Genomic DNA, 26374 nt, shown 5'->3' with positions numbered 1-26374 from the left:
ATAGCGACATATTCTGTCAGATCGGAGCGGGATGGTTATTGTCTGAATAAAATTAAACTATATTGAGATAACCATGAATACGATTAAAAAACTTCCATTAACCATGGCGGTTATCGCCGCGCTTTGCCCAATTTCCGTGCTCGCCCAAGAATTCACCCAGGAGCAAATCGACGCCATTGTGGCGAAAGCGGTGGATAAAGCCCTGGCCGAACGTCAGGCCAAAATGGATGCCGCCGTCGCGAAAAAAGCGGACGTGGTGACCGAGCCGCAAAGCGCGGCGCAATCCCCGGACATGGCGATTCCGTTCGGGATTAAATTTACCGGCTACGCCCGCTACGGCGCGAACTTCCAGGCCGCCGATCAGAAATATGTGGCGGTGGATGGCTCCTACAACGGCGCGTCCGCGATCGGTCGTCTGGGTAACGAAGGCAACGGCGGCGAGTTCCAGCTCTCTAAAGCCTTCAAGGGCGACAACGGCGCCATCTGGGACATCAACGTGATGATCGACCACTGGGGCGACGAAGTTAACCTGAAAAAGGCCTACGCGGGGGTGACCAACATTATGGCCTCCAACCCGAACGCCTATTTCTGGGCCGGTCGCGACTTCCACCAGCGTCCGCAGCAGGGCATCAACGATTACTTCTGGATGAACCACGACGGCCAGGGCGCCGGGGTGAAGAACTTCGATATCGGCGGCGTGCAGTTTGACGTCGCGGCCGTGGCGGCGGTGGAATCCTGTAGCCCGGAAGTGATGGAAGACGAAGCGAACCCGTCACGCATCACCTGTACCGGCGGGTCCGGCACGGGCGACAAAGGTAACTACGCGGCCACCTCTAAAATCCACGGCATGAAGCTCGGTCCGCTGGATCTGGAGCTGTACGCCAACTACGGCTTTGATTCAAAAGCGGTAGAGAGCGACGAGCGTCTGAACGCCTGGCAGGGCGGCGTGGTGCTGAGCCACACCAACGACAGCGGCGTGAACAAGGTGATTGCCCGCTACTCCGATAACTCGGACAACAGCGTGTTCAATAAAACCGAAGACCTGACCACGGTCTACGCCAGCTTCGAAGGGCTGTACAAATTCACCCAGGCCACGCAGGTGGAGTACATCCTCGCCTTCCACGACTACGACAACAGCCGTGATAAGACCGACAACCGTAAGAACTACAACGCCATCGTGCGTCCGATGCACTGGTGGAACGACGTTCACTCCACCTGGCTGGAAGCGGGCTGGCAGCACGTGGATTACGACAACGGCGGCGACAACAAAGGCTGGAAGCTGACCCTGTCGCAGAACATGTCTATCGCCATGGGGCCGGAGTTCCGTCCGATGCTGCGCTTCTACGTGACCGGCGGCAAGGTGGATAACGCACGCACCGCGCGCGTGAACAACACCAAAGACGAGACGCTCGACGACTTCAACGTCGGCGCGATGTGGGAGGCGTGGTTCTAGTAGAGCGTCGTTTGTTTCGCCCGGCGGCGCTGCGCTTGCACGGGCCTACAAGGTTTTGTAGGCCGGGTAAGCGTAGCGCCACCCGGCAAGATCCCATGTTATGCTACAAAAAAACCAACATAACAGGGGAGAAAATGGGTTCCACACGTAAAGGGATGCTGAACGTCCTGATCGCCGCCGTTTTATGGGGCAGTTCCGGCGTTTGCGCGCAGTACATCATGGAGAAAAGCCACATTTCTTCGCCTTACCTGACCATGGTTCGCCTGCTGTTTACCGGCGTGATCCTGCTGACGCTCTCCTTCGTTCACGGCGACAAGATTTTCTCGGTCATCAAACATCGCAAAGACGCCCTCAGCCTGCTGTTTTTCTCGCTGGTCGGCGCGCTCACCGTGCAGCTCACCTTCCTGCTGACGATTGAAAAATCCAACGCCGCGACGGCCACCGTGCTGCAGTTTCTGTCGCCAACGATTATCGTGGCGTGGTTCGCGCTGGCGCGGAAAAAGCGCCCCGGCGTGTTTGTTTTGTCCGCGATTGTGACCTCGCTTGTCGGGACGTTCCTGCTGGTCACCCACGGCGACCCAACCTCGCTCTCCATCTCGCCTGCCGCCCTGTTCTTCGGCATCGCCTCGGCGTTTGCCGCCGCGTTTTACACCACCTATCCGTCAACGCTGATTGCCCGCTACGGCACATTGCCGATTGTCGGCTGGAGTATGTTAATTGCCGGATTAATGCTGACGCCGTTCTACGCCGGACGTGGCACCACCTTCGTTATCGACGGCGGCCTGCTGCTGGCGTTTTTCTACCTGGTGGTGATCGGCACCGCGCTGACGTTCAGCCTGTATCTGAAAGGCGCACAGATGATCGGCGGGCCGAAGGCGAGCATCCTGAGCTGCGCCGAGCCGCTGAGCAGCGCGCTGCTGTCGGTGGTGTTGCTGGGCGTGGCGTTCACCCTGCCGGACTGGCTGGGGACGCTGCTGATCGTGTCGTCGGTGGTGCTGATTTCGATGGATTCGCGTAGAAGGGTTAAGGCATCGGCGTAGCCTGATGCCCTCACCCCAACCCTCTCCCACGGGAGAGGGAGAAAAACACTACTTCGCTTTAACCTTCCCTGCCACCAGCAGCGCCGTCAGCAGCATCAGCGTGCCGGAAATCACCAGCGGTGACGTCAGCCCCAGATGGTCGAGCGCCACGCCGCCAATGGCCGCGCCGCAGGTGTTCGCCAGCTGGATCACCGCCACCTGAATCGACCCGGCTTTTTCCGCCTGATCGGCAAGCGAGCGGGTGATCCACGTCGACCAGCCCACCGGCACCAGCGCAAAGGCAAAGCCCCAGATAATCGCAATGGCAGACGCGACCCACTTATCGCTGCCCCACAGCACCAGCACCGTGGCGCTCGCCGCCAGCACCAGCGGCGCACCCGCCAGCGCCACCTTCAGGGAGCGTTTCAGGAACTGGGACGACAGCGAGGTACCGACAAAGCTGGCGATACCGAAGCTCAGCAGCACCAGCGTCAGACCGTCCACGTCAAAGCCCGCCATGGTCATAAACACCGGGCGGATATAGGTAAAGAAGGCAAACTGCCCGGCAAAGGCCATGAAGATGGCGGTCATCCCCGCGAGTACGCCGGGGCGTTTCAGCAGGCTGAACATATTCTGCTTGTGATGCGCCGCCTCGCCCGGCAGCGACGGCAGCGCTTTCCACACCCAAATGATGCAGAGCAGACCCATCACCGCCGCGGCGTTGAAGACGTTACGCCAGCCGATAATCCCGCCGAGGAAGCTGCCGAGCGGCGCGGCAATCACCAGCGCGATGGAGACCGCACCGAAGATAACGGAGAGGGCTTTTGGCACCGTCCGCGCGGGCACCAGCCGCATAGTCAGCGAGGCGGACATCGCCCAGAAGCCGCCCAGCCCTAACCCGAGACAGGCGCGCCCCAGAAGCAGCAGGGCAAAGCTATTGGCAAAGGAGACCAGCAGGCAGGAGAGCGTCAGCAGCGTGGCAAAAAGAATGACCACGCGGCGACGGTCGATCGCGCCAATCACCTGGGTGATAAACAGGCTGGCGAACATCGCCACGAAGGCGGTGACGGTAACGGACTGCCCCGCCACGCCTTCGGAAATGCCCAGGTCCTGCGCCATTGGCGTCAGCAGGCTCACCGGCAGAAACTCAACGGTAATCAGGCAGGCGACGCAGAACGCCACGGAAAAAACCGCCGACCAGTTGGGGCGTGAAACCTCTTTGGTCTGCGGTCGGGTCGTGGGCTGGATATGTTCTGTCATGGCGTCACCTGAAGATAAAAACGTGCGGAAAAGTCGCGCAGTTTATCATCAAAAGTGTGACGAATTTAACGTTTAGACAACTTTTGTCGTTTTTACAGGGGATCAGTGCAGGTAAAACACGCCCTCTTCCGGCAGGAAGAGCTGGTTATAGCGTAGCTGGAAGGCGTTCAGCTCCTGCGGATCGGGCTCCATCTCGCGCATGAAGCCAAGCGCCAGACGAATTTGCGCATCGGTAATGGGTGCGGCAAGGCGGGCTTTACGCAGCAGGCGGTGCCACGTGTGCAGGTTCTCCTCGCTGCCATCGACAATGCAGACCTGCCAGATCAGCAGCACCTGCGCGGCGTTTTGCAGATGCGCCTCGTCGGGGCGTTCAAGATAACGGATAAACTCATTGCCCGGCGTTTTACCGAACTGATCGATCATCGACTCGACCGGCATCGGGGTGATGCCCAGACGCTCGCTTAAACGTTTGATGGCGCGGCGGGAATCTGAGGTCAGGACGCGAAATCCCACCACAAACACCACGGCAAGCGTTGCCAGCATTATCCAGACCATGCGTTCTCCTTTGACTAGCCGCTCATCATAGCGGGAAACGCACGGCGTCAACAGCGGGCATAACCAGAATAGTGCTCTGAAAAGACGTTGCGGAATGGGGGATCAGGTATTAACGCCGTTGGCGCAAATAAAAAAGCCCGGCATCACACACCGGGCAAAGACGTTACCTGCACACTCAGGCCGCTTTTAATTTCTGCGCGCGATTTTCACGGCGAATTTTACGTTCTTCCAGCACCGCGACCATCGCCATCAGGACGATACAGCCGATCGCTGCCGCATCCAGCGCTGCGAAGGTGCCCGCCCAGCCGGTGAGGCCGAAAATTGGCGTGCCGTCGGCGATCATCCCCAGACCCAGCTTGGCAAAGCTGTCGCCGATCAGATAGGCGAAGGTGCCTTTAATCCCATCGGCAGCGCCGATCGCTTTTTTCGGTACGAAGCCCACTGCCGCCACGCCGATCAGCAGCTGCGGACCAAACACCAGGAAGCCGAGCGCGAACAGGGACGCCAGGTAAACGTACTGGTTGCTGGCGTGCTGGTAGACGCCGAGGGTGGCGATAATCAACGCCAGCGCGATGCAGGCCACCAGCGCGCGACGGCCGTTGGCGAGGTCGGAGAGCCAGCCCCACAGCAGCGTGCCGACCAGCGCGCCCACTTCGAACAGGGTGAAGCCCTGAATTGCTACTTCTTTAGAAAGCTTCAGCTCCTGGAAAGCATACACGGTTGACCACTGGTCAATGCCGATACGCACCACGTAGAGGAAGATGTTTGAGAAGCAGAGCAGCCAGATCACTTTGTTTTTCAGCACGTACTCAACAAAGATCTGCCATTTGGACATCTCGTTCTCTTCGGTCTCTTTGTCCTCTTCGCTGATCTCCTCGCCGAACAGCTCTTCCGCTTTGCCGAGGCCGTACGATTCCGGGGAGTCGCTGCCGTAGCGAAGGCCGATAAAGCCGACGATCAGGGCGATAATCGACGGGAAGATAAACATCCCGATGACGTGGCCGTCGAAGAGGTAGTTTGCGCCGAACAGCGCTACGCCAGCCGCGCCCGCCCCGCCGAGGTTGTGGGAGATGTTCCACATGCCGAGGTACGAACCACGCTTGCGGCGCGGGGTCCATTTGGTAATGGTGGAGTAGCTGCACGACCCGCCGGTGCTCTGGAAGAAACCGCTCAGGGCGTAGAAGGCGATCATCAGGAACAGGCTGACGGAGCCCGCGCCCATGCTGGCGCTGAAGCCGAGCATACAGATGGCGGAGAGGATCAGCATAAACGGCAGGAATTGCTTGGTGTTTTTGCCGTCCGCGTAGTAGGAAACGACGGTCTTGCCCACGCCGTAGGTGATGGAGAAGCCCAGGCCAATCATCCCCAGCTGCGTCATGCTCAGCCCGTAGGTCGAGATCATGTCGTTCTGCGCGATGTTAAAGTTTTTGCGGATCAGATACATGGTCAGGTAGCCGATGAAGACCACCAGATAGGACTGCATGAACGGTTTGAACCACATCTTGCGCCGCACGTCGAGCGGCAGATCCAGAGTCGGCTTGCGCACCTGGTTTAAGAAGGCCAGCATGGTTGGTTTACTCCTGAGCTGATTTTTGCAGCATTGTAAAAATCAGCCGGGAGAGATGCCTGAGACAGCGTCCAGGTAAAACCGGGAAAATTTCCTAGTTTTGCGCCACTCGGGGTGAAAAGGTGAGGCGCATCACATCACGCTGGCTTCACGCGGGGCCTGCGCATGTAAAAACGGCAGCAGCAGCAGGGCGGAAATGCCCGCCGCGATGGCGATCACCGCGAAGAACCCGCTCCAGTGCCAGACGTCAATCACCCGCGCCAGCGGCCAGCCGGAGAGCGATGCGCCCAGGTAGGCAAACAGCCCGACAAAGCCCGTCGCCGCGCCTGCCGCCTCCTTGTGCGAGCACTCCGCCGCCGCCATGCCGATGAGCATCTGCGGGCCAAACACGAAGAAGCCGGTGGTGAAGAAGCACGCCGCCTGCATGACGTAGCTGGCGAACGGCATCAGCCACAGCGAGCCAACAGAGAGCAAAATCCCGGCGGCAAAAATCAGGTTCATCGGGCCGCGGTTGCCGTTGAACAGCTTATCCGAGCCCCAGCCCGCCACCAGCGCGCCGATAAACCCGCCCAGCTCGAACATGGTCACCGCCGAGTTGGCGGTCACGAGGTCCACGCCGAGCGTCTCGGACATGTACAGATTGCCCCAGTCGTTGATGGCCGCGCGCACCACGTAGACCAGCACGTAGCAGAGCGACAGCAGCCAGATGTACGGGTTTTTCAGCACGTATTTGGTGAGGATCTCCCTGCGGGTCAGCCCCGCGCCCTCCTGCTGCTGGGCAATCTCCATCTCGTCGTGCCGCCAGTCGCCCACCGCAGGCAGGCCCACGGTTTGTGGCCTGTCGCGCAGGCGCCAGCAGAGGAACAGCCCGGCAACAATCGCCAGGCCACCGGCAATCATCATCCCCGCGCGCCAGCCGTAGTGCAGCGCCGCGGCCCCCACCACCATCGGGATCAGCGCCCCGCCGACGTTGTGCGCGGTGTTCCAGACGGCCCACCAGCCGCCGCGTTCGTTGCGTGAGTACCAGGCGGTGAGCAGACGCGCGCAGACCGGCGCGCCCCAGCCCTGGAAGAAGGCGTTCAGCGCCCACAGCAGGGCAAAGGCCCACAGCGAGGTGGAGAAGCCAAACAGAATATTCACCACGCCGGTGGCGATCAGCCCAACGCCCATGAAATAACGCGCGTTGGAGCGATCGCTGACGATGCCGGAGAAGAACTTCGACAGGCCGTAGGTGATATAAAACAGCGTCGCCAGCAGGCCGATATCGGTGCGGGTCATCACGCCGCTCGCGAGGATCTCCGGCGCGGCGGCGTTGAAGCTTTTGCGGGTGAAGTAGAACAGCGCGTAGCCGAGCCAGATAGTGATCAGGATATGACGACGCCAGTAGCGGTAGCGGGCGTCGATTTCCGCTTTGTTGCTTAACGGGGCTGCGCTGGCTGGGGTTTTAAACATGATGCGTCCTTAACGGCAGGCTGACGCTGACGCGCGTCCCGTGGGTGCAGGAGAGGCTCAGCGTGCCGCCCAGCGCCTTCACGCGCTCGCGCATGCCCGCCAGGCCAAAGCCCTGCTGCCCGGAGCCGGGCGGCAGGCCGCAGCCGTCGTCTTCAATCACCAGCATCAGGCGCTCGTCCTGCTGCCAGCCCTGGATGGTGACCGCGCTGGCGCTGGCGTGCTTGACGATATTGTTCAGCCCTTCCTGACAGACGCGGAACAGGGTTACGCGCTGGCCTTCGCTCAGCGCAGATTCGTTAATTCGCCAGTCGAGATGGCTGACAATGCCGCGGCTTTCCAGCTCCATCTCGCGCATCAGGGAACGCACCGCCTGCTCCAGCGACAGGTCGTCAAGCTGGCGCGGCCGCAGCCTGCCGAGCAGGCGTCGCACCGAGTCATACACGCCCAGTGAAAGCTGCTCGATATGCGCTCCGCCCTGCTTCACGCCCGCGTTTTCCGCCGCCAGACGCTGGACAATGCCCGCCTGGGTGCGGATGGCGGTGATCGTCTGGCCGATGTCATCGTGCAGCTCGCGGGCCACCTCCTGCCGCACGCTCTCTTCCGTCTCCAGCAGGCGTTCAGCCAGACGCCGGTTGCGCGCCAGCTCGGTTTGCAGGGACTGGTTCAGCTCGCGCAGACGCTGAATACCCGCCCCGAGCAGCAGCCCGGTCAGGCTCTGGGCCAGCAGCGAGAGCAGCAGATCCACCGGATGGTCGTGCCAGGTCTGGCTGGCAATCAGCGCGATGGCGTTCATCAGGGTCGCGATCAGCGCCCCCTGCCAGCCGTAGTGCCAGGCCAGGGCAATAATCGGCAGCGCCAGGCAAAACGGCGTGAAGCGTGAAAGCTCGGCAGGTAAACCGAGCTGAAGCCAGAGGCTCACCACGAACAGCAGCAGATACCAGATGAGATGCCGGGCGCGCCAGTTCACCGGTTGGGACACCAGCCCCGGACCAAGCGGCTGCCAGACGGTGCTGGTGAGGTAGTGCCAGATCACGAGGCAGGTGGGTGCCAGCGTCAGGCCACCGGTGAGGGTCAGCAGCAGCGCGTTGAGCATCTCCTTGTCGCCAACCCACGGCAGGGACTGCAGCAGCGCGGCGGCAATCAGCGCCGCCCCCTGCCGCAGCAGGGTGCGCCAGTCGCGCTGGTGACGATAGCGGGAAATGAGAGCAACCGGGAGAAGCGTGAGCAGGCTTCCGGTCATCAATAAGGGCAGATGCACGAGGGCCACTTCCTGCGCCAGCCAGACCAGCAGCAGCCACTCTGCGCCCAGCAACACGGGCCAGTAGCCGCGCGGGCACTGGAGCATTAACCCCAGACGCAGGCCGAAGGGAAACAGCAGCACCGCCAGCTCAGGACGTTCCACCAGATGCAGGCTGATGCTCCACAGGCAGAACCACGCGGCGGAGAAGATGAAAAAGCTGGCAACGACGGCAATCAGCCGCGAAAAGACGGGACTCATTGCCAGCTGTCGAACATGCAGCGCGCCAGCTCGACGTCGTTGCTGACGTTGAGTTTTTCCATCAGGTTGGCGCGATGGACGTGCACGGTCTTCGGCGACAGATCCAGCTCGGCGGCAATCTCTTTTACCGACATCCCCTGCGCGAGCTTCTCCGCCACCTGACGCTCGCGTCTGGTGAGCGGATCCTGTCGTCCAGCCGCCAGCTTGATGGCGATTTCCGGCGTCAGGTAGCAGCCGCCGGTGGAGACGGTGCGCACGGCGGCAATCAGCTCGTCCGGGCTGCAGCGTTTAGAGAGGAAGCCGCGCGCCCCCGCGTTAAGCGCCTGCTCGACCAGAGCCGGACTGTCGTGGACCGAGAGCATAATGGTCGCCATCCCTTTCGGCAGCTGGCTTAGCAGCTCCAGCCCGGAGAGATCCGGCATCGAAATGTCGCAGATACAGACCTGCACCCCGCGCCCCGGCAGGCCCGCCAGCGCCTCGCGGCCGGAGCCAAACTCGGCCACGACCTGGAAATCCGGTTCGAGGTTGAGAAGCTGGGCAAAGCCAGAGCGGACGATAAGGTGGTCGTCGATAAGGGCGATGGTGGTCATGTGTGTTCCTGCGGTCTGAAAAAGCCGGATGGCGCTGCGCTTATCCGGCCTACAAGAGCGAAAGACGCTTACCTTAAGCGATCTATTCGAAGAACACCGCAATTTTGTTAAACATGGTGGGATCGGACTGGTTGCGCGCCACGTTGGTGACGTCCTCCAGCTTGTCGATCTGCGCCATCATCTGCTCCAGACGCTGGTCATCGTTGACCAGTAGCCAGATGCGGCTGTGCTCGCTGCCCTGAATCGGCAGACAGAGAATGCCTTCCACGTTAAACGCACGGCGGGCAAACAGCCCGCAGACGTGGGTCATGACGCCAGGGTGGTTGCGGACGGTGAGTTCCAGAATGACGTTATCATGTTGTTTCTGCATGGCTTATTCTCCCACCATCTCAGTATTTGCCGCACCCGGCGGCACCATCGGATACACTTTTTGTTCAGGGTCGATACGCACGTGGATCAGCGCCGGGCCCGGACGCGAGATCGCCGCCTGCAGCGCCGCGTGGGCATCCTCTTCCGCGTTCAGATCGCAGGTGTGCAGGCCAAAGCCGGCGGCAATCTGCATAAAGTTAATCATCCCCGGATAGGTCGCCGCAAACACGCCCTGCTTGTAGAACAGGCTCTGCTGCTGGTGCACCAGCCCCAGCGCTTCGTTGTTCATCAGGATGATTTTCACGTCTAACTGGTTTTCGGCCGCGGTCGCCATCTCCTGAATGTTCATCATCAGGCTGCCGTCACCGGAGAAGCAGATGACCTTGCGGTCCGGATTCGCCAGCGCTGCACCTACTGCTGCAGGCAGGCCAAAGCCCATGGTGCCGAGGCCGCCGGAGGTCAGCCACTGGCGCGGACGGTTCAACGGGTAGGCCTGGGCGGTCCACATCTGGTGCTGGCCCACGTCGGTGGTGATAATCGCGCTGTCGTCGACGCAGGCGGCCACGGCGTTGATCAGGCCATAGTGGCTCAGCGGATCGCCTTCAGTTGGGATCGCGCCCGGGAACTCGCGCTGCAGATCGGCCACCAGCTGGCGCCAGTCGGCGCGATCGGTCGCGTCCGTTTGCGGGATCAGCTGCGCCAGCACTTCGGCTACGTCGCCCTGAATCGCCACGTGCGGCTGCTTGATTTTACCCAGCTCGGCGCGATCGATATCCACGTGAATGATTTTCGCGTTCGGGCAGAACTCCTCGGTTTTGCCAATCGCCCGGTCATCAAAACGCGCGCCCATCACAATCAGCAAATCCGCCTCTTGCAGGATGTAGTTGGTGCTGCGCGCGCCGTGCATGCCCAGCATCCCCAGGGACAGCGGGTGCGCTTTTGGCAGCATACCCAGCGCCATCAGGGTCATGGTGGTCGGCAGGTTGGCTTTTTCCGCAAACTGGCGGATTTCATCCGCGGCGTTAATCGCCCCGCCGCCCAGATAGAGCACCGGACGTTTGGCGGCGTTAATCATGGCGGCGGCGTCGCGCACGCTCTCAGCGCTGAACTCCGGCGCGGGGGCACGCTCGCCCGGCTCCGGCAGCACGTCGATCTCGATCTCTGCGGTCTGGACATCCTTAGGAATGTCTATCCACACCGGGCCCGGGCGGCCGGACTGCGCAATGCGGAACGCATCGCTGATAACCTGAGGAAGCTCGGCGATGTCGCGAACTAAATAGTTATGTTTGGTGATGGGGATAGAGATGCCGTAGGTATCCACTTCCTGGAACGCATCGGTACCGATCATCGAGGACGGCACCTGGCCGGTAATGCAGATCAGCGGAATGGAGTCGAGGCGCGCGTCGGCGATGGCGGTGACCAGGTTGGTTGCGCCCGGGCCGCTGCAGGCCATACAGACCGCCGGTTTACCCTGCGTGCGCGCCATGCCCTGAGCGATAAAGCCTGCCCCCTGCTCGTGGCGCGCCAGCACATGGCGGATCTGCGTGCTTTGGCTTAACGCATCGTACAGCGGCAGCACCGTGCCGCCGGGGATGCCCGCAACCGTGGTGATGCCCTGTCGCTCCAGCAGATGAACGATCAGCTGCGCGCCGGTAAAACGCGTCTTGGTGGATGTTGTGCCCGAACTTGCCATGCTCCAGTCCTTTTCTTCTGGGCCGACTTTCCGGGGAGGGTCCTAAACGAAAAACCCCGCCCGGTTTGCGCCGGCGGGGTTTTGGATTCGTGTGTTGATCCAGTCCCTACGGCGCATTGCCGACGACCACCACCACACGCACGACGACCACTGCGGCTGGTTGCGCAGTTTTTAGTAGGGTCGAAGTGAAGATGGATGAAGTCATTGGGGACCTGTGTTTGGAATCATTGATGGAATTTATACAAACACAGGTTTTCGGGCGTGACAATGGAAATATTTTCATCTGCGCAAAAATGCGTCAGGGATCACGTTTCGTTTGTTGGGGGATGAAAACAAAAAACCCCGCCGAAGCGAGGTTTTTATCAGGGTTTTGCGGTTGGTCGCCGCAGAACACACTGTGTTACGTCAACGCAAAAAGTATACGCGATCGAAGACGAACGCGCAATTCCGGCACGGATTTTGACGTTTTTGAGTATGGATCGCCTTCCAGATTTTGTCCACAAAATACTGTTCATACGTACAGTATTTATCTATACTGAGGGTGTTCGCAGTGAGCGAGGGGGCCGCAGTTCTACCGGCGCAACGAAGTCCTGGCTGAAACGGGTGGTGCCGTCAGTGCCTTAACCCCTGAAGTGAGCACACTGTGTTACGTCAATCCAGGTGCTGGTAACAGGCGGCGGAAAGGTACGCCAGCATCGTGCTCCTTTTAACCAAAAGGAGACGCGTATGAGCGTAGTGGATATGGTGATACTTATCCTCAAACTCATTGTTGCAGTACTGCAACTGCTTGATGCTGTCCTGAAATTCGTTCGGTAATTCAGGTTCAAGTCGCACCTGAGAGGGGCGGGCAACCGCCCCTCTTTAATAACGAGGGAATGCTATGTCGCGTCTGTTAATTGAGCCTGTCACGCCCGACGAGCCGGGGTATATCGCCCTGAAGGCGGAAAGTATCGCACTGAATTTCAACATGCTGCGCAGGCTGGAAGAGAGCTGGCAGCGGGGTGAGAACCGCTTTAACGCGCCGGGTGAAAAGCTGCTGGGGGCGTTTCTCAACGGCAAGCTAGTTGGCGTGTGCGGTCTGAATCGCGATCCGTTCAGCCAGCAGCCGCGCGCCGGGCGTATTCGCCATCTCTACGTCAGCGAGAAGTATCGCGGGCTGGGAATTGGCAAGCAGCTTTTGACCGTGGTGATGGCCGATGCCAGCATCTGGTTCGATTTCCTCAATACCCATGCACCGGACGCTGCCTACGGGTTTTATCGCCAGGCAGGGTTTACGCTGGTCTCGGACGAACCGCGGGTGACGCACCGCCTTTTTTGTGCGGTGTAACCGGCTGGCAGCTTCAGAGCGTGAATGTTACAGTTGAGTGACAACTCATCACCCGATACGCCATGACCCTCACCGTATTCTGCATTTTACTCTTCGCCGCGCTGCTGCATGCCAGCTGGAACGCCATCGTCAAAGCCGGAACGGACAAGCTTTATTCTGCAATCAGCGTCAGCGGCTCCGCCACGCTGATTGCCCTGGTGCTGCTCCCCTTCTCTCCACAGCCCTCTGCCGCAAGCTGGCCGTTTTTGATCGTCTCCTGCGCCTTACAGGTGGTCTACACCGTGCTGGTCGCGAAGACCTATCAGGTTTCCGATATGAGCCAGACCTACCCGCTGATGCGCGGCACCGCCCCGCTGCTGGTGGCGCTGATCAGCGTGCTGGCGCTCGGCGATCGTCTCTCCTGGCTCGCCTGGTCCGGCATCGGGGTAATTTGCCTGTCGATTCTGGCGATGGCGATGAACGGGCGCATGCACTCACGCAAGGGGATCTGGCTGGCGCTGCTGAATGCCTGTTTTATCGCCGGGTATACACTGGTGGACGGCACCGGTGTGCGGCTGTCGGAGACCGCGCTGGGCTATACGCTGTGGACCTTCTTTATGAACGGCTTCTGCCTGCTCGGCTGGGCGATGGTGGCACGTCGGCGCGAGGCGTCCGGCTACCTGCGTCTGCACTGGAAAAAGGGGCTGCTTGGCGGGGTGGGGACCATGGGCTCTTACGGTCTGGCGCTGTGGGCGATGACGCAGGCGCCGCTGGCGGTGGTCGCGGCGCTGCGTGAAACCTCAATACTCTTTGGCGCGCTGATCGCATTTCTGCTTTTAAAAGAGAAGGTTGCGGGCCTGCGCATTGCAGCGGCGCTGGGTATCGCCGGCGGCGCCATTCTGCTGCGCCTGGCGTAAAGCACTGGCAACATTAGTTGCCGTTCTTGTTTACAAATCCTGCCTTTACCGGTTTTTTCATTCACCGCGACAATGCTTAAATTGTCATCTCTCTGTGGTAGATTCCTCGCGCATTTATGGGAATGCGCAGTCACTTATTCTTCATTTTTCTCTTTTGGCAAAAGTATTCAGCGACATGAAAAAGCAACGGAACGTTAACTTATTGTTGATGCTGGTGTTACTGGTGGCCGTCGGTCAGATGGCGCAAACCATCTACATTCCGGCGATTGCCGACATGGCAAAGGAATTGAACGTCCGCGAGGGCGCGGTACAGAGCGTAATGGCGGCCTACCTGCTGACCTATGGCGTTTCGCAGCTCTTCTACGGCCCGCTCTCTGACCGCGTCGGGCGTCGCCCGGTGATCCTGGTGGGCATGAGTATTTTCATGGTGGCGACGGTGATTGCCATTACTACCCATAGCCTGACCGTACTGATTGCCGCCAGCGCCCTGCAGGGCGTGGGGACCGGCGTTGGCGGGGTGATGGCGCGAACCTTACCGCGCGATATGTATCAGGGCACCCAGCTCCGTCATGCCAACAGTCTGTTGAATATGGGGATTCTGGTCAGCCCGCTGCTGGCCCCGCTGATCGGCGGCCTGCTGGACACGATGTGGTCCTGGCGCGCCTGCTACGCCTTCCTGCTGGTGCTGTGCATCATTGTCACCTTCAGCATGGCGCGCTGGATGCCGGAAACGCGCCCGCAGGACGCGCCGCGCACGAAGCTGATCGCCAGCTATAAAACGCTGTTCGGCAACGGCGCGTTTACCTGCTACCTGCTGATGCTGATTGGCGGCCTGGCGGGCATCGCGGTGTTCGAAGCCTGCTCCGGCGTGCTGCTGGGCGCGGGGCTTGGCCTGAGCAGTATGGTGGTGAGCATTCTGTTTATTCTGCCGATCCCGGCGGCGTTCTTCGGCGCGTGGTTTGCCGGGCGACCAAACAAACGCTTCTCCACCCTGATGTGGCAGTCGGTGATCAGCTGTCTGCTGGCGGGTCTGATGATGTGGATCCCGGGGCTGTTTGGCGTGATGACCGTCTGGACGCTGCTCATCCCGGCGGCGCTGTTCTTCTTTGGCGCGGGGATGCTGTTCCCGCTCGCCACCAGCGGCGCGATGGAGCCGTTCCCGTTCCTCGCAGGTACGGCGGGCGCGCTGGTGGGCGGTTTGCAAAACATCGGTTCCGGCGCGCTGGCCTGGCTTTCAGCGATGATGCCGCAGACCGGGCAGGCTAGTTTGGGCCTGCTGATGACGCTGATGGGGCTGCTGATTTTACTGTGCTGGCTGCCGCTGGCGTCGCGTGTCCCGCATCACGAGCAGCCGGTTTAACCGCATGATGGCCCGGCTTCTCGCCGGGCTTTTCACAGACAGGGGCGATCATCGCCTGCAATAACGGCTCTGGCGCAGGCCGCCAGGCGCCCTCTTCCCCGTCGTAAAACTGGAAATCCGCGTTAAGCGCATACGGGATTTTCGCCTTTTGCAGCTCGCAGGCCATAAAGGTAGCGAACGCTATCTGCGAGGCGGTTGGCGTAAAGCGGCTTGATTCTCCCACGCCCCAGCCCCCAACCCAGCTAACGTGCCCGGTTTTTTGCTGCCAGTGCAGCGCGGCATTGATGCGGTTACGGATTGCCGCTTTCTCCGCCGCCGTGCCGGACGTCCACGGGTATTTACCGCCATTCTTCAGCGGCCCCCACGGGAAAATATGCCACTCCGCCAGCAGATAGTTTTGGCTGTGCGCGGGCAGCTTCAGGCTGGATAACTCCTCCGGCGCGGCACGCAGGCGTGGCGCAATGAAGATCATGCGCTGCGGGTCGATGTCGTGGATCGCTTTAACGGTTTTTTCATACACGCGATTCAGCGACGCGAGATTGTGGTTGAGCTTGTCGGCCGGCTCATAAATGAGATCAAAACCCAGCAGCGGGTAGCTCTGACCGAAATAGTGCGCCACGGCAATCCACCAGTTGACCGTCTCTTTCTCGTTATCGGCTTTCGGGTCGTTTTTATATTCATCAGCCTGATACGCGACTATCGGGATCACGCCATATTGCTCACAGGCTTCTACCAGCTTGCGCAGGTGGATCAGCCGCGCTTCCGTCGGCTCGTCGGCCACGCGGATGCGCACGTGGGTAATGCCTTTAGCCCGAAAATCGCGGACCACCAGCGGGTCGAATTCGCGTATGCCGCGCTCGGTGCGCGCCCAGTCCACATCCATCCCGACGCCAAGCTGCTGCGCATAACGGGCAGCCGTCAGCGGCGGCTCAGCGGCAATGGCCCAGCCGGAAGAGATCAGTAACGCGGTCGCTATAAGAAGCTTTAACACGGTTTACCCTGGATAAATCGAAAGCATTACCTGTATTTAGCACGCTTTTTCACATTTGGTGTAGCGCGAAAGCGTAATAATTCTTCAACCTGCCAGTTCTCTCAGCCAGCCGATAAAGGCGTCTATTTTCGGCCACTGTCGGCCCGAAAGCGTCGAAACATAGTAGTGCTGATGGCATTTCAGGGTCTTGTCACCAAACGGGGCGATCAGTTCGCCCCGTTCAAGCCGTTTTTGCACCAGCCGCTTTCTGCCCATCGCGACGCCGACGTGGTTGATGGCCGCAATAATCGCTAAGTCGGAACGATCGAAACCAATGCCCGACGATGGCGGCATATTTACCCCAAAATGCTGCGCCCAGCTCAGCCACTCATCCGTACCGGAATCATTGCTCCAGGCCTGACGGTCGTGCAGCAGCGTGCAGTGGCTAAGGTTATCGGGGTTTTTCAACAGCTCATGCTCGCGGGCATACTGCGGCGAGCAGACGGGCAAAATCTCTTCGTCCATCAGGAAGTGATGAGACAGATGGTTTGGCGGCGTATCGTCGAAATAGAGCGCCAGATCGACCCCCGTTCGCTGCATATTGACGTAATCATTGCCGGTCAGGACGGTGAGCGAAATCGACGGATAGCGGCGGGTAAAGTCACCCAGCATGGGTACCAGCCAGCACTGAGCGATCGACGGCCGGGAGTAGACCGTCAGCGTGCCGGACAGCGCCTGGTTTTTGATGTCCAGGATCTCCTGATTCAGGGTGTCGAGGGACGATTTTAGCGTCCAGTAAACGCGCTTTCCCTCCTGCGTCAGCTCGACTTTACGGTGCGAACGGACAAACAGCTGAATACCGAGCTCTTCTTCGAGCAGGTTGATGCGGTGGCTCACCGCGCTGGGGCTGAGCGACAGCTCCTCCGCCGCCAGCGCGAAGGATTCATGTCGAGCCGCCACTTCAAAGGTGTACATTTTCGACAGCTGCCAGCCGTTTAATAGCCGGTTTCTGGCTTCATTTGCATCGGTCATCACAATTCTCACGCGTAGTTTCTGCGCTCAGCATACTGTTTAAGGGTGAATTTATGTGAACCTAATGCGGATCAAGTGCGTTTTTTAGAGCGCAGTCACTCAGTTGATTCAATCTGGCTCACCTGAACGCCAATTTATATCGTTTGTCAGCCCACGCCGCTTTTTCGTCCAATACCTCCAGATGACATAAGGGTGAGGTGAGATATGGGATCTCAGGTCTGGGTTGTGGCAACGCTGCTGGTCAGCATTGTGTTGATTGTTTTAACCATCGTTAAGCTGAAGTTTCACCCGTTCCTCGCGCTGCTGCTGGCGAGCTTTTTCGTCGGCGCAATGATGGGAATGAGCCCGCTGGATATGGTAAACGCCATTGAGAGCGGGATTGGCGGCACGCTGGGCTTCCTGGCGGCCGTGATTGGTCTGGGCACCATTCTCGGCAAGATGATGGAGGTTTCCGGCGCGGCAGAGCGCATCGGGATCGCCCTGCAGCGCTGCCGCTGGCTGTCAGCAGACGTGATTATGGTGCTGGTGGGCCTGATCTGCGGCATTACGCTGTTCGTGGAAGTGGGCGTGGTCCTGCTGATCCCACTGGCGTTTTCCATCGCCAAAAAGACCCACACGTCGCTGCTTAAGCTGGCCATTCCGCTCTGTACCGCGCTGATGGCGGTGCACTGCGTGGTGCCGCCGCATCCGGCTGCGCTGTTTGTGACCAATAAATTAGGAGCGGACGTTGGAACGGTCATTATCTACGGTTTGATGGTCGGCCTGATGGCCTCTCTGGTCGGCGGCCCGCTGTTCCTGAAGCTGCTCGGCAATCGTCTGCCGTTTAAACCGGTTCCGGCGGAATTTTCAGACCTGAAGGTGCGGGAAGAGCATACCCTGCCGTCGCTGGGCGCCACGCTGTTTACGGTGCTGCTGCCGATTGCCCTGATGCTGGTGAAGACCATCGCTGAACTGAATATGGCAAAAGACGGCACGCTGTATACGCTGCTGGAGTTTATCGGCAACCCCATCACCGCCATGTTCATCGCCGTGTTTGTCGCCTACTACCTGCTGGGCATCCGCCAGCACATGGGCATGGGCGCGATGCTGACGCACACCGAGCACGGCTTTGGCTCTATCGCCAACATTTTGCTGATTATCGGCGCGGGCGGCGCGTTCAACGCCATCCTGAAAACCAGCGGACTGGCGGACTCGCTGGCGCAAATTCTCTCGAACCTGCACATGCACCCTATCCTGCTCGCCTGGCTGGTGGCGCTGGTGCTGCATGCCGCCGTAGGCTCCGCCACGGTCGCGATGATGGGCGCCACGGCCATCGTCGCGCCGATGCTGCCGCTCTACCCGAACGTCAGCCCGGAGATCATCACCATTGCCATCGGTTCCGGCGCCATTGGCTGCACGATCGTGACCGATTCCCTCTTCTGGCTGGTGAAGCAATACTGCGGCGCGACCCTGAATGAGACCTTCAAATACTATACGACGGCGACGTTTATCGCCTCGGTGCTTGCACTTGGCGGCACATTCCTGCTTTCTTTTATTATCTGAGCGCGAAGAGACGTATTATGGAAAACGCAACTATCACCACTTTAACCGCACAGTTTCCTCTGGTTGAGGATCTGATTGCCCTGAAAGAAACCACCTGGCTAAACCCGCGCACCACGACGCTTGCCGAAGGGTTGCCGTATGTCGGGCTGACCAAAGCCGACGTGGACGATGCCCATGCGCGCCTGAAACGCTTCGCGCCGTATCTGGCGAAAGCCTTCCCGGAAACGGCCGCAACGGGCGGGATTATTGAATCCGAACTGGTCGCCATTCCGGCAATGCAGGCGCGGCTGGAGAAAGAATCTGCTAAGTCTATTCCCGGCACGCTGCTGCTGAAAAAAGACAGCCATCTGCCGATCTCCGGCTCGATTAAAGCGCGCGGCGGTATCTATGAGGTGCTGACCCACGCGGAAAAACTGGCTCTGGACGCCGGGTTGCTGAGCGTTGAGGATGACTACAGCATCCTGCTGGAGCCGCGCTTTAAGGACTTCTTCAGCCAGTACAGCATTGCGGTAGGCTCAACCGGCAACCTGGGGATGTCCATCGGCATCATGAGCGCCCGCATCGGCTTTAAGGTGACGGTACATATGTCCGCCGACGCCCGCGAGTGGAAGAAAGCCAAACTGCGCAGCCACGGCGTCATCGTCGTGGAATATGAGCAGGATTACGGCGTGGCGGTGGAGCAGGGACGCAAAGCGGCGGAAAGCGATCCGAACTGCTTCTTCATTGACGATGAAAACTCCCGCACCCTGTTCCTGGGCTACGCGGTGGCGGGCGAGCGCCTGAAGGCACAGTTTGCCGCTCAGGGCCGCGTGGTGGATGCCGATCATCCGCTGTACGTCTACCTGCCGTGCGGCGTCGGCGGCGGCCCCGGCGGCGTGGCGTTTGGCCTGAAGCTGGCCTTTGGCGATAACGTTCACTGCTTCTTCGCGGAGCCCACGCACTCCCCGTGCATGCTGCTGGGCGTTTACACCGGCCTGCACGATGAGATCGCGGTGCAGGACCTGGGCATTGATAACGTGACGGCGGCGGACGGGCTGGCGGTAGGACGCGCCTCCGGCTTCGTGGGCCGCGCGATGGAGCGCCTGCTCGACGGGTTCTATACGCTTTCCGATCAGAGCATGTACGACATGCTCGGCTGGCTGGCGCAGGAGGAAGGCATTCGGCTGGAACCGTCCGCGCTGGCGGGCATGGCCGGACCGCTGCGCGTGCCTTCAGATGCCAGCGTTACCCACCTGGTGTGGGCGACCGGCGGCGGCATGGTGCCGGAAGACGAGATGGCGAAGTATCTGGCTAAAGGGCAGTAATTCTGCCGGTTGGCGGCTGCGCCTTACCCGGCCTACGGTTCGCGGCAGTTGTAGGCCCGGTAAGGCGTAGCCGCCACCGGGCTTTAAAAGCTCACAATTTGCTGAATGTGAGTCACTGCGAAGAGTAAAGACAGCGACAGCACGGCCAGGGCGATGAGGAACTTATCCCGCACCGCCTTCGGCTGCACAAAGTCGTCCTGCGCTACGTCCATCAGGTTACGGCTGCGGGTATAGCGCCATAAAACGATTGCCACCAGCGCCAGCACAACAAGCGAGATCCAGAACGGCACCCCGGTGCGGTGCCAGTTGTGCTTAATCGCCAGGGCGATCAGCGCGCCATACCCCAGCAGCGTGCGCAGCCAGGCGAGTGACGTCCGCTCCGGCTGCAGGCCGGGGTCCGCTTCGCGTCGCGCTTTGCGACTAACCGCCATAGAACACCAGCACCATCACCACGCCCGCCACCGCCAGCAAAATCGCGCTGATGATGAGTAACCCACGCGTATAGGGCAGATCCTGCTTCAGACGCATCGCCTTCTCATTGCGCAGCCAGCGCAGATAGCCGTAAATTGCCAGCACGCCCGCAAACAGGCACAGCAGCAGCGCCAGCACCTCGCGAATCAACGGCGTGGCGAAATCAGGCGCGAGCTGGTCGAGCCCCACCCCGGCGGCAAGAAACCCCAGCGCGGTGCGGATCCACGCTAAAAACGTGCGTTCATTAGCCAGCGAGAAGCGGTAGTCCGGCGCTTCGCCGAGGCGGGAAATTTTCATGAAGGTTCCTTGTCGAGCTACGGGCAGGCTTCAGCATAGCGTAAATCGACAAGGACAAGGAGACCGGCATCGGGCGATGCCGGTCAGGACGATCAGTGCAGCGCTGGCCAGAAATCCTTGTTGGCCTCGATCAGGTCATCCAGAATCGCTTTCGCGACGGACGCGCTCGGCACGGTTTTCGACAGGGTGATCGCCTGCCAGAGTTTCTGGTACGAGCGCTGCTCCCAGGCATCCACCACCAGTTTTTCCACCGCTACCTGCTGGCTCATCAGCCCTTTCTGGAAGTGCGGAATATCGCCCACCGTGAGCGGCTCCGGTCCGTTATGGCCTACCAGGCACGGGATCTCCACCATCGCGTCGGCGTCAAAATTATGGATGGCCCCGTTGTTAGGCACAATCAGCAGCATGCGTTCCTGGGTATTAAAGGCAATCGCGGTCGCCAGATCGACGATGTACGAGGCATGTTCGTCGATTTCCAGTTCACCGGCGGAGGACTTGCCCGCCTCGATAATCGCCCGGCAGGAACTGAACACATGCTTCTCACGGTGATCCATGACCTCATTGGCGCGGGTGCGGTCCGGGTTGGAATGCGCGACCACGTAGTCCGGGAACAGGTAATACTTCAGGTAGGTGTTCGGCATGGTGTCCGGATCCAGCGCCTGAACGTCTTTGGCTTTGGCGAAGGTATCGTTCCAGCTCGCCTCGGTGTGCGCATCGTCAGACGGCGGTACATAGCCGTGTTTCGCCACGTATTCGCGCAGCTTCGGCATCAGATCGTTGCCGTTAAGATCTTCAATCGACGTCCACCAGCCGAAGTGGTTCAGGCCGTAGTAGCGCACGCGCATCTCTTTGCGGTCCTTCAGGCCGACAATCTGCGCCATGCGCCCTTCAATGCCGATCGGCATATCGCAGATGTTGAGAATTTTGGCGTTCGGACGCAGGCGGCGCGTGGCCTCCGCAACAATCGCCGCCGGGTTGGAGTAGTTCAGCATCCACGCGTTCGGGGAGTACTGCTCCATGTAATCCACCAGCTCCAGCACGCCGCCGATAGAGCGCATCCCGTAGGCGATCCCGCCCGGGCCGCAGGTTTCCTGGCCCAGCACGCCGTGGCGCAGCGGGATTTTTTCATCCTTTTCACGCATCGGGTATTTGCCCACGCGGATATGCGCCATCACGAAATCGACATCGCTAAAGGCCGCTTTCGGATCGGTGGTGTAGCTGAATTCAATCTCCGGGGCCTGCTCCTTAAGGATGATTTTGCACGCTTCGGCGATGGTTTCCTGACGCGCGCCGTCGTTGTCATAGAACTTCAGGGCGCGCAGCGGGAAACGGTCACGGTTGGCTAACAGCATCAGGACGATACCAGGCGTGAAGGTGCTGCCGCCGCCTGCAATGACAACTGAGAATTTTTTCATGATATAGCCTCTGTCAGGGTGGTTTGTTCATTCGTTAAGGGGGTTTTCATCAGCGATTCCAGCTGGTCGCGCACCTGAGGAACGTGCAGGCCGACAATCACCTGAATGCCGTTGCCGCGTCGCACCACGCCGTGGGCGCCGAGGGCTTTGAAGACGTCATCACTTTGCGTTTTCGCCATATCGACCAGGGCGATGCGCAGGCGGGTGGCGCAGTTGTTGATGCTGTCGATGTTGGCCGCGCCGCCCAGCGCCTGCAGGAACCCGGCGGCCTGCCCGACCTGCTGGCTGGCCGCGGCCGGGGCGGTAGTTTGCCCGCGCGCCGCCTTATAGTCGGCCTTGCTGTAGAGCTTGATTTCGCTCTCTTCCCGGCCCGGGGTTTTCAGGTTCAGACGCGCAATCAGCGTTTTGAAGACCACGAAGTAAATTCCGGTGAAGCAGACGCCAATGCCGATCTGGGTGAACACCGTCGCGGCGTGGTTGTGGAACATCGGGATCCAGTTTTGCGGCAGGAACTGGTCCAGCAGGCCGCCGCCCATGTTCCCGACCACGCCGAAGGTGTACATCACCGTTGCCATGGTGGCCGCCAGCACGGCGTGAACGGCAAACAGCAGCGGCGAGATAAACAGGAAGGTAAATTCGAGCGGTTCGGTAATACCCACCAGCACCGCGGTAAGCGTGGCCGGGACCAGCAGCCCCGCGACCTTGACGCGGTTTTCCGGCGACGCGGTGTACCAGATCGCCAGCGCAATCCCGACCGAGCCAAACACTTTGGAGTTGCCGTGCAGCGCGAACCCGCCTTCCGGGAAGAGGGTTTTCAGCGGCAGGGTGCTCTGACTGAATTCCTGCAGGTGCTGCGCCCAGTAGACCTGAATTCCCCCTTCCACCGCCGCCGGGCCGAAGATGAACGGACCGTAGACGAAGTGGTGCAATCCGGTTGGGATCAGAATGCGTTCCAGGAAGGTATAGACCCATACGCCCAGCGCACCGGCAGAACGCAGGAACGCCTGCAGGGACTCAATGCCCATCTGCACTTTCGGCCAGCCCAGCAGCGTCAGCCAGGCGCAGGGGATCATGACGAAGAACGCGAGGATAACGACAAACGAGCTGCCCTGGAAAATCCCCAGAAACACCGGCAGCGGCTTGTCAAAATAGCGGTTGTGGATGGCGGTGACGATGCCTGAAATCACGATGGCGCCGATGATGCTGGTATCGAGCGTTTTGATCCCGGCAATCATCGCCAGCCCGCTTCCCGCCGTCGGTTCGGCGGAGAAGTCGACGCCGAAGAAATGGCCCCAGGTCATCCCCATCGCGTTGATGAAGTAGTTCCAGGTCAGGAAGCTAATCAGCACCGCCAGACAGGCGCGGCCCTGGGCCTGCTTCGCCAGGCCAATCGGCAGGCCAACGGCAAAAATCAGCGGCATATTGCGGAACACCGCCCAGCCGCCCTCTTCAATGATGTGAACAATCTGCGCGAAAAGATGATCGGGGGCCGTTAAGGCTTCGCCGACAAACAGCGGGTTGCGAAGCATGATGGCGATTCCCACCACGATCCCGGCGAACGGAAATAGCAACACCGGGGTAAACATGGCACCGCCAAAACGTTGTATTTGACTGAGCATTTTTAAATCCTCATGAAACAACCTGTAGGGGTAGAGGCCTTTATGGTTTTTTGCTGGCCTGAGGTGAGCATAAGAACTTACTGATGCGCGAACATGGCGTGCCGCTGCGATTCGTGATCGCATTCATGGTTTTATTTTGACCAATCAGGTCTACTTTTTGCGGTAAATATGGACATGTCAGGACGCCATCCACGCCCTGATAAGGGCAGAGAGGTCTACTGGTGATCTACAAATCCATTGCTGACAGATTGCGGCTGCGGCTGAATTCGTCGGACTACAATATCGGCAGTCCGCTGCCGGGCGAGAAAGCGCTGGCGCAGGAGTTCGGCGTGGCGCGAATGACCATCCGCAAGGCGCTGGATCTGCTGGTGAGCTGGGGGCTGGTTGAACGGCGGCACGGCAGCGGCACGTTTGTGTCACGCAAAGACGTTCACCACGAAACCACCAACCTGACCGGGCTGGTGGAAGTGTTGCGTCAGCAGGGAAAAGAGGTGCAGAGCAAGGTGCTGCAGTTTGAAGTGATGCCCGCCCCGCCCGCCATCGCCAGCCAGCTGCGAATTCAGGTGGATGAGCGGATCTACTTTTCCCGGCGGGTGCGCTACGTGGACGGAAAACCGCTGATGCTGGAGGACAGTTTTATGCCGGTGAAGCTGTTTCGCAATCTGTCGCTGGCGCATCTTGAAGGGTCAAAGTTTGATTACATCGAGAAGGAGTGCGGGATCACCATCAGCGGCAACTACGAGAGCCTGACGCCGGTGCTGGCCGATAAGCAGCTGGCGGGTTATATGAACCTGCCGGAACAGACACCGCTGTTGCGTATCACCTCCCTTTCCTACAGCGACAGCGGCGAGTTCCTCAACTATTCCGTGATGTTCCGAAATACCAGTGATTACCAGGTGGACTACCATCTGCGGCGCATCCACCCGGAAGATTTACTAGCTCATCCCCCAGAACAGCACCGCCAGTAGCTGCGGGGTAATGATGCGCAGGAACATCACCAGCGGGTAGACGGTGGCATAGGAGAGCGCGGCCGCGCCGCTGGTGGTGTGCAGGTTATTGGCAAAGGCCAGCGCGGGCGGATCGGTCATGGAACCCGCCAGCATGCCACACAGCGTCAGGTAGTTCATTTTGGCGAACATCCGCGCCAGTATGCCCACCGTCAGCAGCGGGATCGCCGTGATAAAGATGCCGTAGCCGACCCAGCTCATCCCTTCGCCCTTGATCAGCGTATCGACGAAATCCCCGCCGGACTTCAGCCCGACCACCGCCAGGAACAGCACGATGCCCAGCTCGCGCAGCGCCAGGTTAGCGCTTGGCGGCATAAACCAGTAGAGCTTACCGATGCAGCCGATACGCCCGAGGATCAGCGCCATAATCAGCGGCCCGCCCGCCAGGCCCAGCTTGAGCGCCACCGGGAAGCCCGGCACGTACAGCGGGATGGAGCCGAGCAGCACGCCGAGCCCGATACCGATGAACACCGGTAGCATCTGCACCTGCTGCAGTTTCTGCTGGGCGTTACCCACCATATCCGCGACGGCGTCAATGGAAGACGGGCGCCCAACCAGGTTGAGGATATCCCCGAACTGCAGGCTGGCCTCCGGGCTGGCGACCAGCTCGACACCCGCACGGTTAAGGCGGGAGATCACCACGTCATAACGCTCTTTTACCTGCAGATCGCGTATTTTTTTGCCAAGGACGTGCTCGTTGGTTACCACAACGCGTTCCACCCGCATATCGGTGCCGCGCGTTGAGAGCGAGGTATCCACTTCCTGACCAATCACCAGACGGGCATTGTTCAAATCGCCGGGCTGGCCCACCAGGTGCAGCAGATCGCCTTGCTGAATGATGGTGCCGGGCGCGGGCACCATCAGCATATCGTCGCGCTTAAGGCGGGAGCAGATAATATTGGCGCTGTTCAGAATCGGCACGTCCTGAATCGCCATATTGTTCAGGTTGGGGTTATCAACCCGAATGTTGATGGTTTTGATCGGCATATGGCCGTTGGTAAGCGTGGTTTCGTGGTCCTTCGCCTCTTTATCGACGTTAATGCGAAACAGGACGCGGACCAGCCACATGGAGAGCAGAATGCCGCAAATACCAAACGGATAGGCCATGGCGTAGCTCATCCCCATCTGGTCGACAATGCCGGGTTCGATGCCCAAATCGCGCAGGATTTGCTGCCCCGCGCCGAGCGCAGGCGTGTTGGTGACCGCCCCGGAGAAAATGCCCAGCACCACGGGCAGCGGGATAGCAAAGATTTTATGCAGAATGGCGGTGACCAGCCCGCCCATCACCACAATGCCAAGGGCAAACAGGTTGAGCCGTAAGCCGGAGACCCGAAGTGAGGCGAAAAAACCCGGCCCCACCTGAATCCCGATGGTATAGACGAACAGGATCAGGCCGAACTCCTGGGTAAAGTGGAGCATTTCGGCGCTCAGCACCAGCCCGAGCTGGTCAGCAAAGTGGCCGACAAAAATGCCGCCAAACAGCACCCCGCCAATCCCAAACCCGACGCCGCGGATTTTGATATTCCCTATCCACAGGCCAACAACAGCGACCAGGGCCAACACGCTGACGGTTAACGCGATATCACTCATGATCCACTTCCTTGGCATAACCTTAGTTATACTAAGGATTCTCTCAGAGCCGTGGGCGGTTGTATGGGCGATGGCGCACAAAAAAGCC

The 26374-nt window shown here is 59.9% G+C and carries 25 protein-coding genes; 9 read left to right on the top strand and 16 right to left on the bottom strand.

Annotation, left to right across the window (positions count from 1 at the left end):
- Nucleotides 1–73 precede the first annotated feature (73 nt).
- Nucleotides 74–1453, top strand: a complete 1380-nt coding sequence (locus tag HMPREF3143_RS18235) for a carbohydrate porin (RefSeq protein ID WP_070533946.1) — start codon at nucleotides 74–76, stop codon at nucleotides 1451–1453.
- A 134-nt stretch (nucleotides 1454–1587) separates the two neighbouring features.
- Nucleotides 1588–2493 (top strand): EamA family transporter, encoded by a 906-nt coding sequence (locus HMPREF3143_RS18230; RefSeq protein WP_032654354.1) that lies wholly within the window; start codon nucleotides 1588–1590, stop codon nucleotides 2491–2493.
- 48 nt (nucleotides 2494–2541) lie between these two features.
- On the opposite strand, the gene nepI is transcribed toward HMPREF3143_RS18230, so the two are convergent.
- From nepI to ivbL, 9 genes are all read right to left on the bottom strand, one after another.
- Complete coding sequence (gene nepI, locus HMPREF3143_RS18225; protein ID WP_070533943.1) at nucleotides 2542–3732, bottom strand: purine ribonucleoside efflux pump NepI; 1191 nt, start codon at nucleotides 3730–3732, stop codon at nucleotides 2542–2544.
- Nucleotides 3733–3834: 102 nt separating this feature from the next.
- Nucleotides 3835–4287: a DUF1198 domain-containing protein gene (locus HMPREF3143_RS18220; RefSeq protein WP_008500140.1), complete on the bottom strand. Its 453-nt coding sequence runs from the start codon at nucleotides 4285–4287 to the stop codon at nucleotides 3835–3837.
- Nucleotides 4288–4462: 175 nt separating this feature from the next.
- Complete coding sequence (gene uhpT / locus HMPREF3143_RS18215; protein ID WP_046091933.1) at nucleotides 4463–5854, bottom strand: hexose-6-phosphate:phosphate antiporter; 1392 nt, start codon at nucleotides 5852–5854, stop codon at nucleotides 4463–4465.
- 132 nt (nucleotides 5855–5986) lie between these two features.
- Nucleotides 5987–7306 (bottom strand): MFS transporter, encoded by a 1320-nt coding sequence (locus HMPREF3143_RS18210; RefSeq protein WP_032664653.1) that lies wholly within the window; start codon nucleotides 7304–7306, stop codon nucleotides 5987–5989.
- Nucleotides 7299–8804 (bottom strand): signal transduction histidine-protein kinase/phosphatase UhpB, encoded by a 1506-nt coding sequence (uhpB, locus tag HMPREF3143_RS18205; RefSeq protein ID WP_070533940.1) that lies wholly within the window; start codon nucleotides 8802–8804, stop codon nucleotides 7299–7301. The genes HMPREF3143_RS18210 and uhpB overlap by 8 nt, the downstream gene beginning before the upstream one ends.
- A complete protein-coding gene (uhpA, locus tag HMPREF3143_RS18200) occupies nucleotides 8801–9394 on the bottom strand; it encodes a response regulator transcription factor UhpA (RefSeq protein ID WP_008500143.1) in 594 nt (197 codons plus the stop codon). The genes uhpB and uhpA overlap by 4 nt, the downstream gene beginning before the upstream one ends.
- A gap of 82 nt (nucleotides 9395–9476) precedes the next feature.
- Nucleotides 9477–9764, bottom strand: a complete 288-nt coding sequence (gene ilvN / locus HMPREF3143_RS18195; RefSeq protein ID WP_008500144.1) for an acetolactate synthase small subunit — start codon at nucleotides 9762–9764, stop codon at nucleotides 9477–9479.
- A 3-nt stretch (nucleotides 9765–9767) separates the two neighbouring features.
- The gene (gene ilvB / locus HMPREF3143_RS18190; RefSeq protein ID WP_008500145.1) at nucleotides 9768–11456 is read right to left on the bottom strand and encodes an acetolactate synthase large subunit; all 1689 of its coding nucleotides are present in this window, start codon (nucleotides 11454–11456) and stop codon (nucleotides 9768–9770) included.
- Between the two features lie 106 nt (nucleotides 11457–11562).
- Nucleotides 11563–11661 (bottom strand): ilvB operon leader peptide IvbL, encoded by a 99-nt coding sequence (gene ivbL / locus HMPREF3143_RS25795; protein ID WP_057979964.1) that lies wholly within the window; start codon nucleotides 11659–11661, stop codon nucleotides 11563–11565.
- A 521-nt stretch (nucleotides 11662–12182) separates the two neighbouring features.
- Between ivbL and tisB the strand changes: the two genes are divergently transcribed.
- The 4 genes from tisB (at nucleotide 12183) to emrD (ending at nucleotide 15039) form a co-directional block, all read left to right on the top strand.
- Nucleotides 12183–12272, top strand: coding sequence for a type I toxin-antitoxin system toxin TisB (gene tisB / locus HMPREF3143_RS26490; RefSeq protein ID WP_008500146.1), 90 nt, complete (start codon nucleotides 12183–12185; stop codon nucleotides 12270–12272).
- A 64-nt stretch (nucleotides 12273–12336) separates the two neighbouring features.
- Nucleotides 12337–12783 (top strand): GNAT family N-acetyltransferase, encoded by a 447-nt coding sequence (locus tag HMPREF3143_RS18180; protein WP_070533924.1) that lies wholly within the window; start codon nucleotides 12337–12339, stop codon nucleotides 12781–12783.
- A gap of 62 nt (nucleotides 12784–12845) precedes the next feature.
- Nucleotides 12846–13679 (top strand): EamA family transporter, encoded by an 834-nt coding sequence (locus tag HMPREF3143_RS18175; protein ID WP_070533923.1) that lies wholly within the window; start codon nucleotides 12846–12848, stop codon nucleotides 13677–13679.
- Nucleotides 13680–13854: 175 nt separating this feature from the next.
- Nucleotides 13855–15039 carry a multidrug efflux MFS transporter EmrD gene (gene emrD, locus HMPREF3143_RS18170; RefSeq protein WP_023293703.1) on the top strand — a complete coding sequence of 395 codons (1185 nt, stop codon included), beginning with the start codon at nucleotides 13855–13857 and terminating at the stop codon, nucleotides 15037–15039.
- On the opposite strand, the gene HMPREF3143_RS18165 is transcribed toward emrD, so the two are convergent.
- Together HMPREF3143_RS18165 and dsdC are read right to left on the bottom strand one after the other, a co-directional pair.
- A complete protein-coding gene (locus tag HMPREF3143_RS18165) occupies nucleotides 14942–16030 on the bottom strand; it encodes a cellulase family glycosylhydrolase (protein WP_070533921.1) in 1089 nt (362 codons plus the stop codon). The genes emrD and HMPREF3143_RS18165 overlap by 98 nt on opposite strands.
- Nucleotides 16031–16114: 84 nt before the next feature.
- Entirely contained in the window at nucleotides 16115–17041 is a 927-nt protein-coding gene (gene dsdC, locus HMPREF3143_RS18160; RefSeq protein WP_008500151.1) for a DNA-binding transcriptional regulator DsdC, read from the bottom strand.
- A 204-nt stretch (nucleotides 17042–17245) separates the two neighbouring features.
- On the opposite strand from dsdC, the gene dsdX reads away from it, so the two are divergent.
- Both dsdX and dsdA read left to right on the top strand, forming a co-directional pair.
- Nucleotides 17246–18583: a D-serine transporter DsdX gene (dsdX, locus tag HMPREF3143_RS18155; RefSeq protein WP_070533918.1), complete on the top strand. Its 1338-nt coding sequence runs from the start codon at nucleotides 17246–17248 to the stop codon at nucleotides 18581–18583.
- A 17-nt stretch (nucleotides 18584–18600) separates the two neighbouring features.
- Nucleotides 18601–19887 carry a D-serine ammonia-lyase gene (gene dsdA, locus HMPREF3143_RS18150; protein ID WP_070533917.1) on the top strand — a complete coding sequence of 429 codons (1287 nt, stop codon included), beginning with the start codon at nucleotides 18601–18603 and terminating at the stop codon, nucleotides 19885–19887.
- An 83-nt stretch (nucleotides 19888–19970) separates the two neighbouring features.
- Here dsdA and HMPREF3143_RS18145 read toward each other — a convergent pair whose 3' ends face one another.
- From HMPREF3143_RS18145 to HMPREF3143_RS18130, 4 genes are all read right to left on the bottom strand, one after another.
- Nucleotides 19971–20318, bottom strand: a complete 348-nt coding sequence (locus HMPREF3143_RS18145; RefSeq protein WP_070533916.1) for a DUF202 domain-containing protein — start codon at nucleotides 20316–20318, stop codon at nucleotides 19971–19973.
- Complete coding sequence (locus HMPREF3143_RS18140; protein ID WP_024907384.1) at nucleotides 20308–20655, bottom strand: YidH family protein; 348 nt, start codon at nucleotides 20653–20655, stop codon at nucleotides 20308–20310. Before HMPREF3143_RS18140 ends, HMPREF3143_RS18145 begins: the two co-directional genes overlap by 11 nt.
- Nucleotides 20656–20747: 92 nt before the next feature.
- Nucleotides 20748–22070 carry a 6-phospho-alpha-glucosidase gene (locus HMPREF3143_RS18135; protein WP_070533914.1) on the bottom strand — a complete coding sequence of 441 codons (1323 nt, stop codon included), beginning with the start codon at nucleotides 22068–22070 and terminating at the stop codon, nucleotides 20748–20750.
- Nucleotides 22067–23689, bottom strand: coding sequence for an alpha-glucoside-specific PTS transporter subunit IIBC (locus tag HMPREF3143_RS18130; RefSeq protein WP_023345153.1), 1623 nt, complete (start codon nucleotides 23687–23689; stop codon nucleotides 22067–22069). Before HMPREF3143_RS18130 ends, HMPREF3143_RS18135 begins: the two co-directional genes overlap by 4 nt.
- A gap of 221 nt (nucleotides 23690–23910) precedes the next feature.
- On the opposite strand from HMPREF3143_RS18130, the gene HMPREF3143_RS18125 reads away from it, so the two are divergent.
- Nucleotides 23911–24657 carry a GntR family transcriptional regulator gene (locus HMPREF3143_RS18125; RefSeq protein WP_008500159.1) on the top strand — a complete coding sequence of 249 codons (747 nt, stop codon included), beginning with the start codon at nucleotides 23911–23913 and terminating at the stop codon, nucleotides 24655–24657.
- Here HMPREF3143_RS18125 and HMPREF3143_RS18120 read toward each other — a convergent pair.
- Entirely contained in the window at nucleotides 24625–26286 is a 1662-nt protein-coding gene (locus tag HMPREF3143_RS18120; RefSeq protein WP_023293696.1) for a putative transporter, read from the bottom strand. The two genes, HMPREF3143_RS18125 and HMPREF3143_RS18120, sit on opposite strands and share 33 nt — an antisense overlap.
- Nucleotides 26287–26374: the final 88 nt, after the last annotated feature.

The sequence above is a fragment of the Enterobacter sp. HMSC16D10 genome, assembly GCF_001807145.1.
GTDB lineage: Bacteria > Pseudomonadota > Gammaproteobacteria > Enterobacterales > Enterobacteriaceae > Enterobacter > Enterobacter roggenkampii.
The sequence above is the reverse complement of the archived record's forward strand: the minus strand, read 5'-3'. Positions and strand labels throughout refer to the sequence as shown.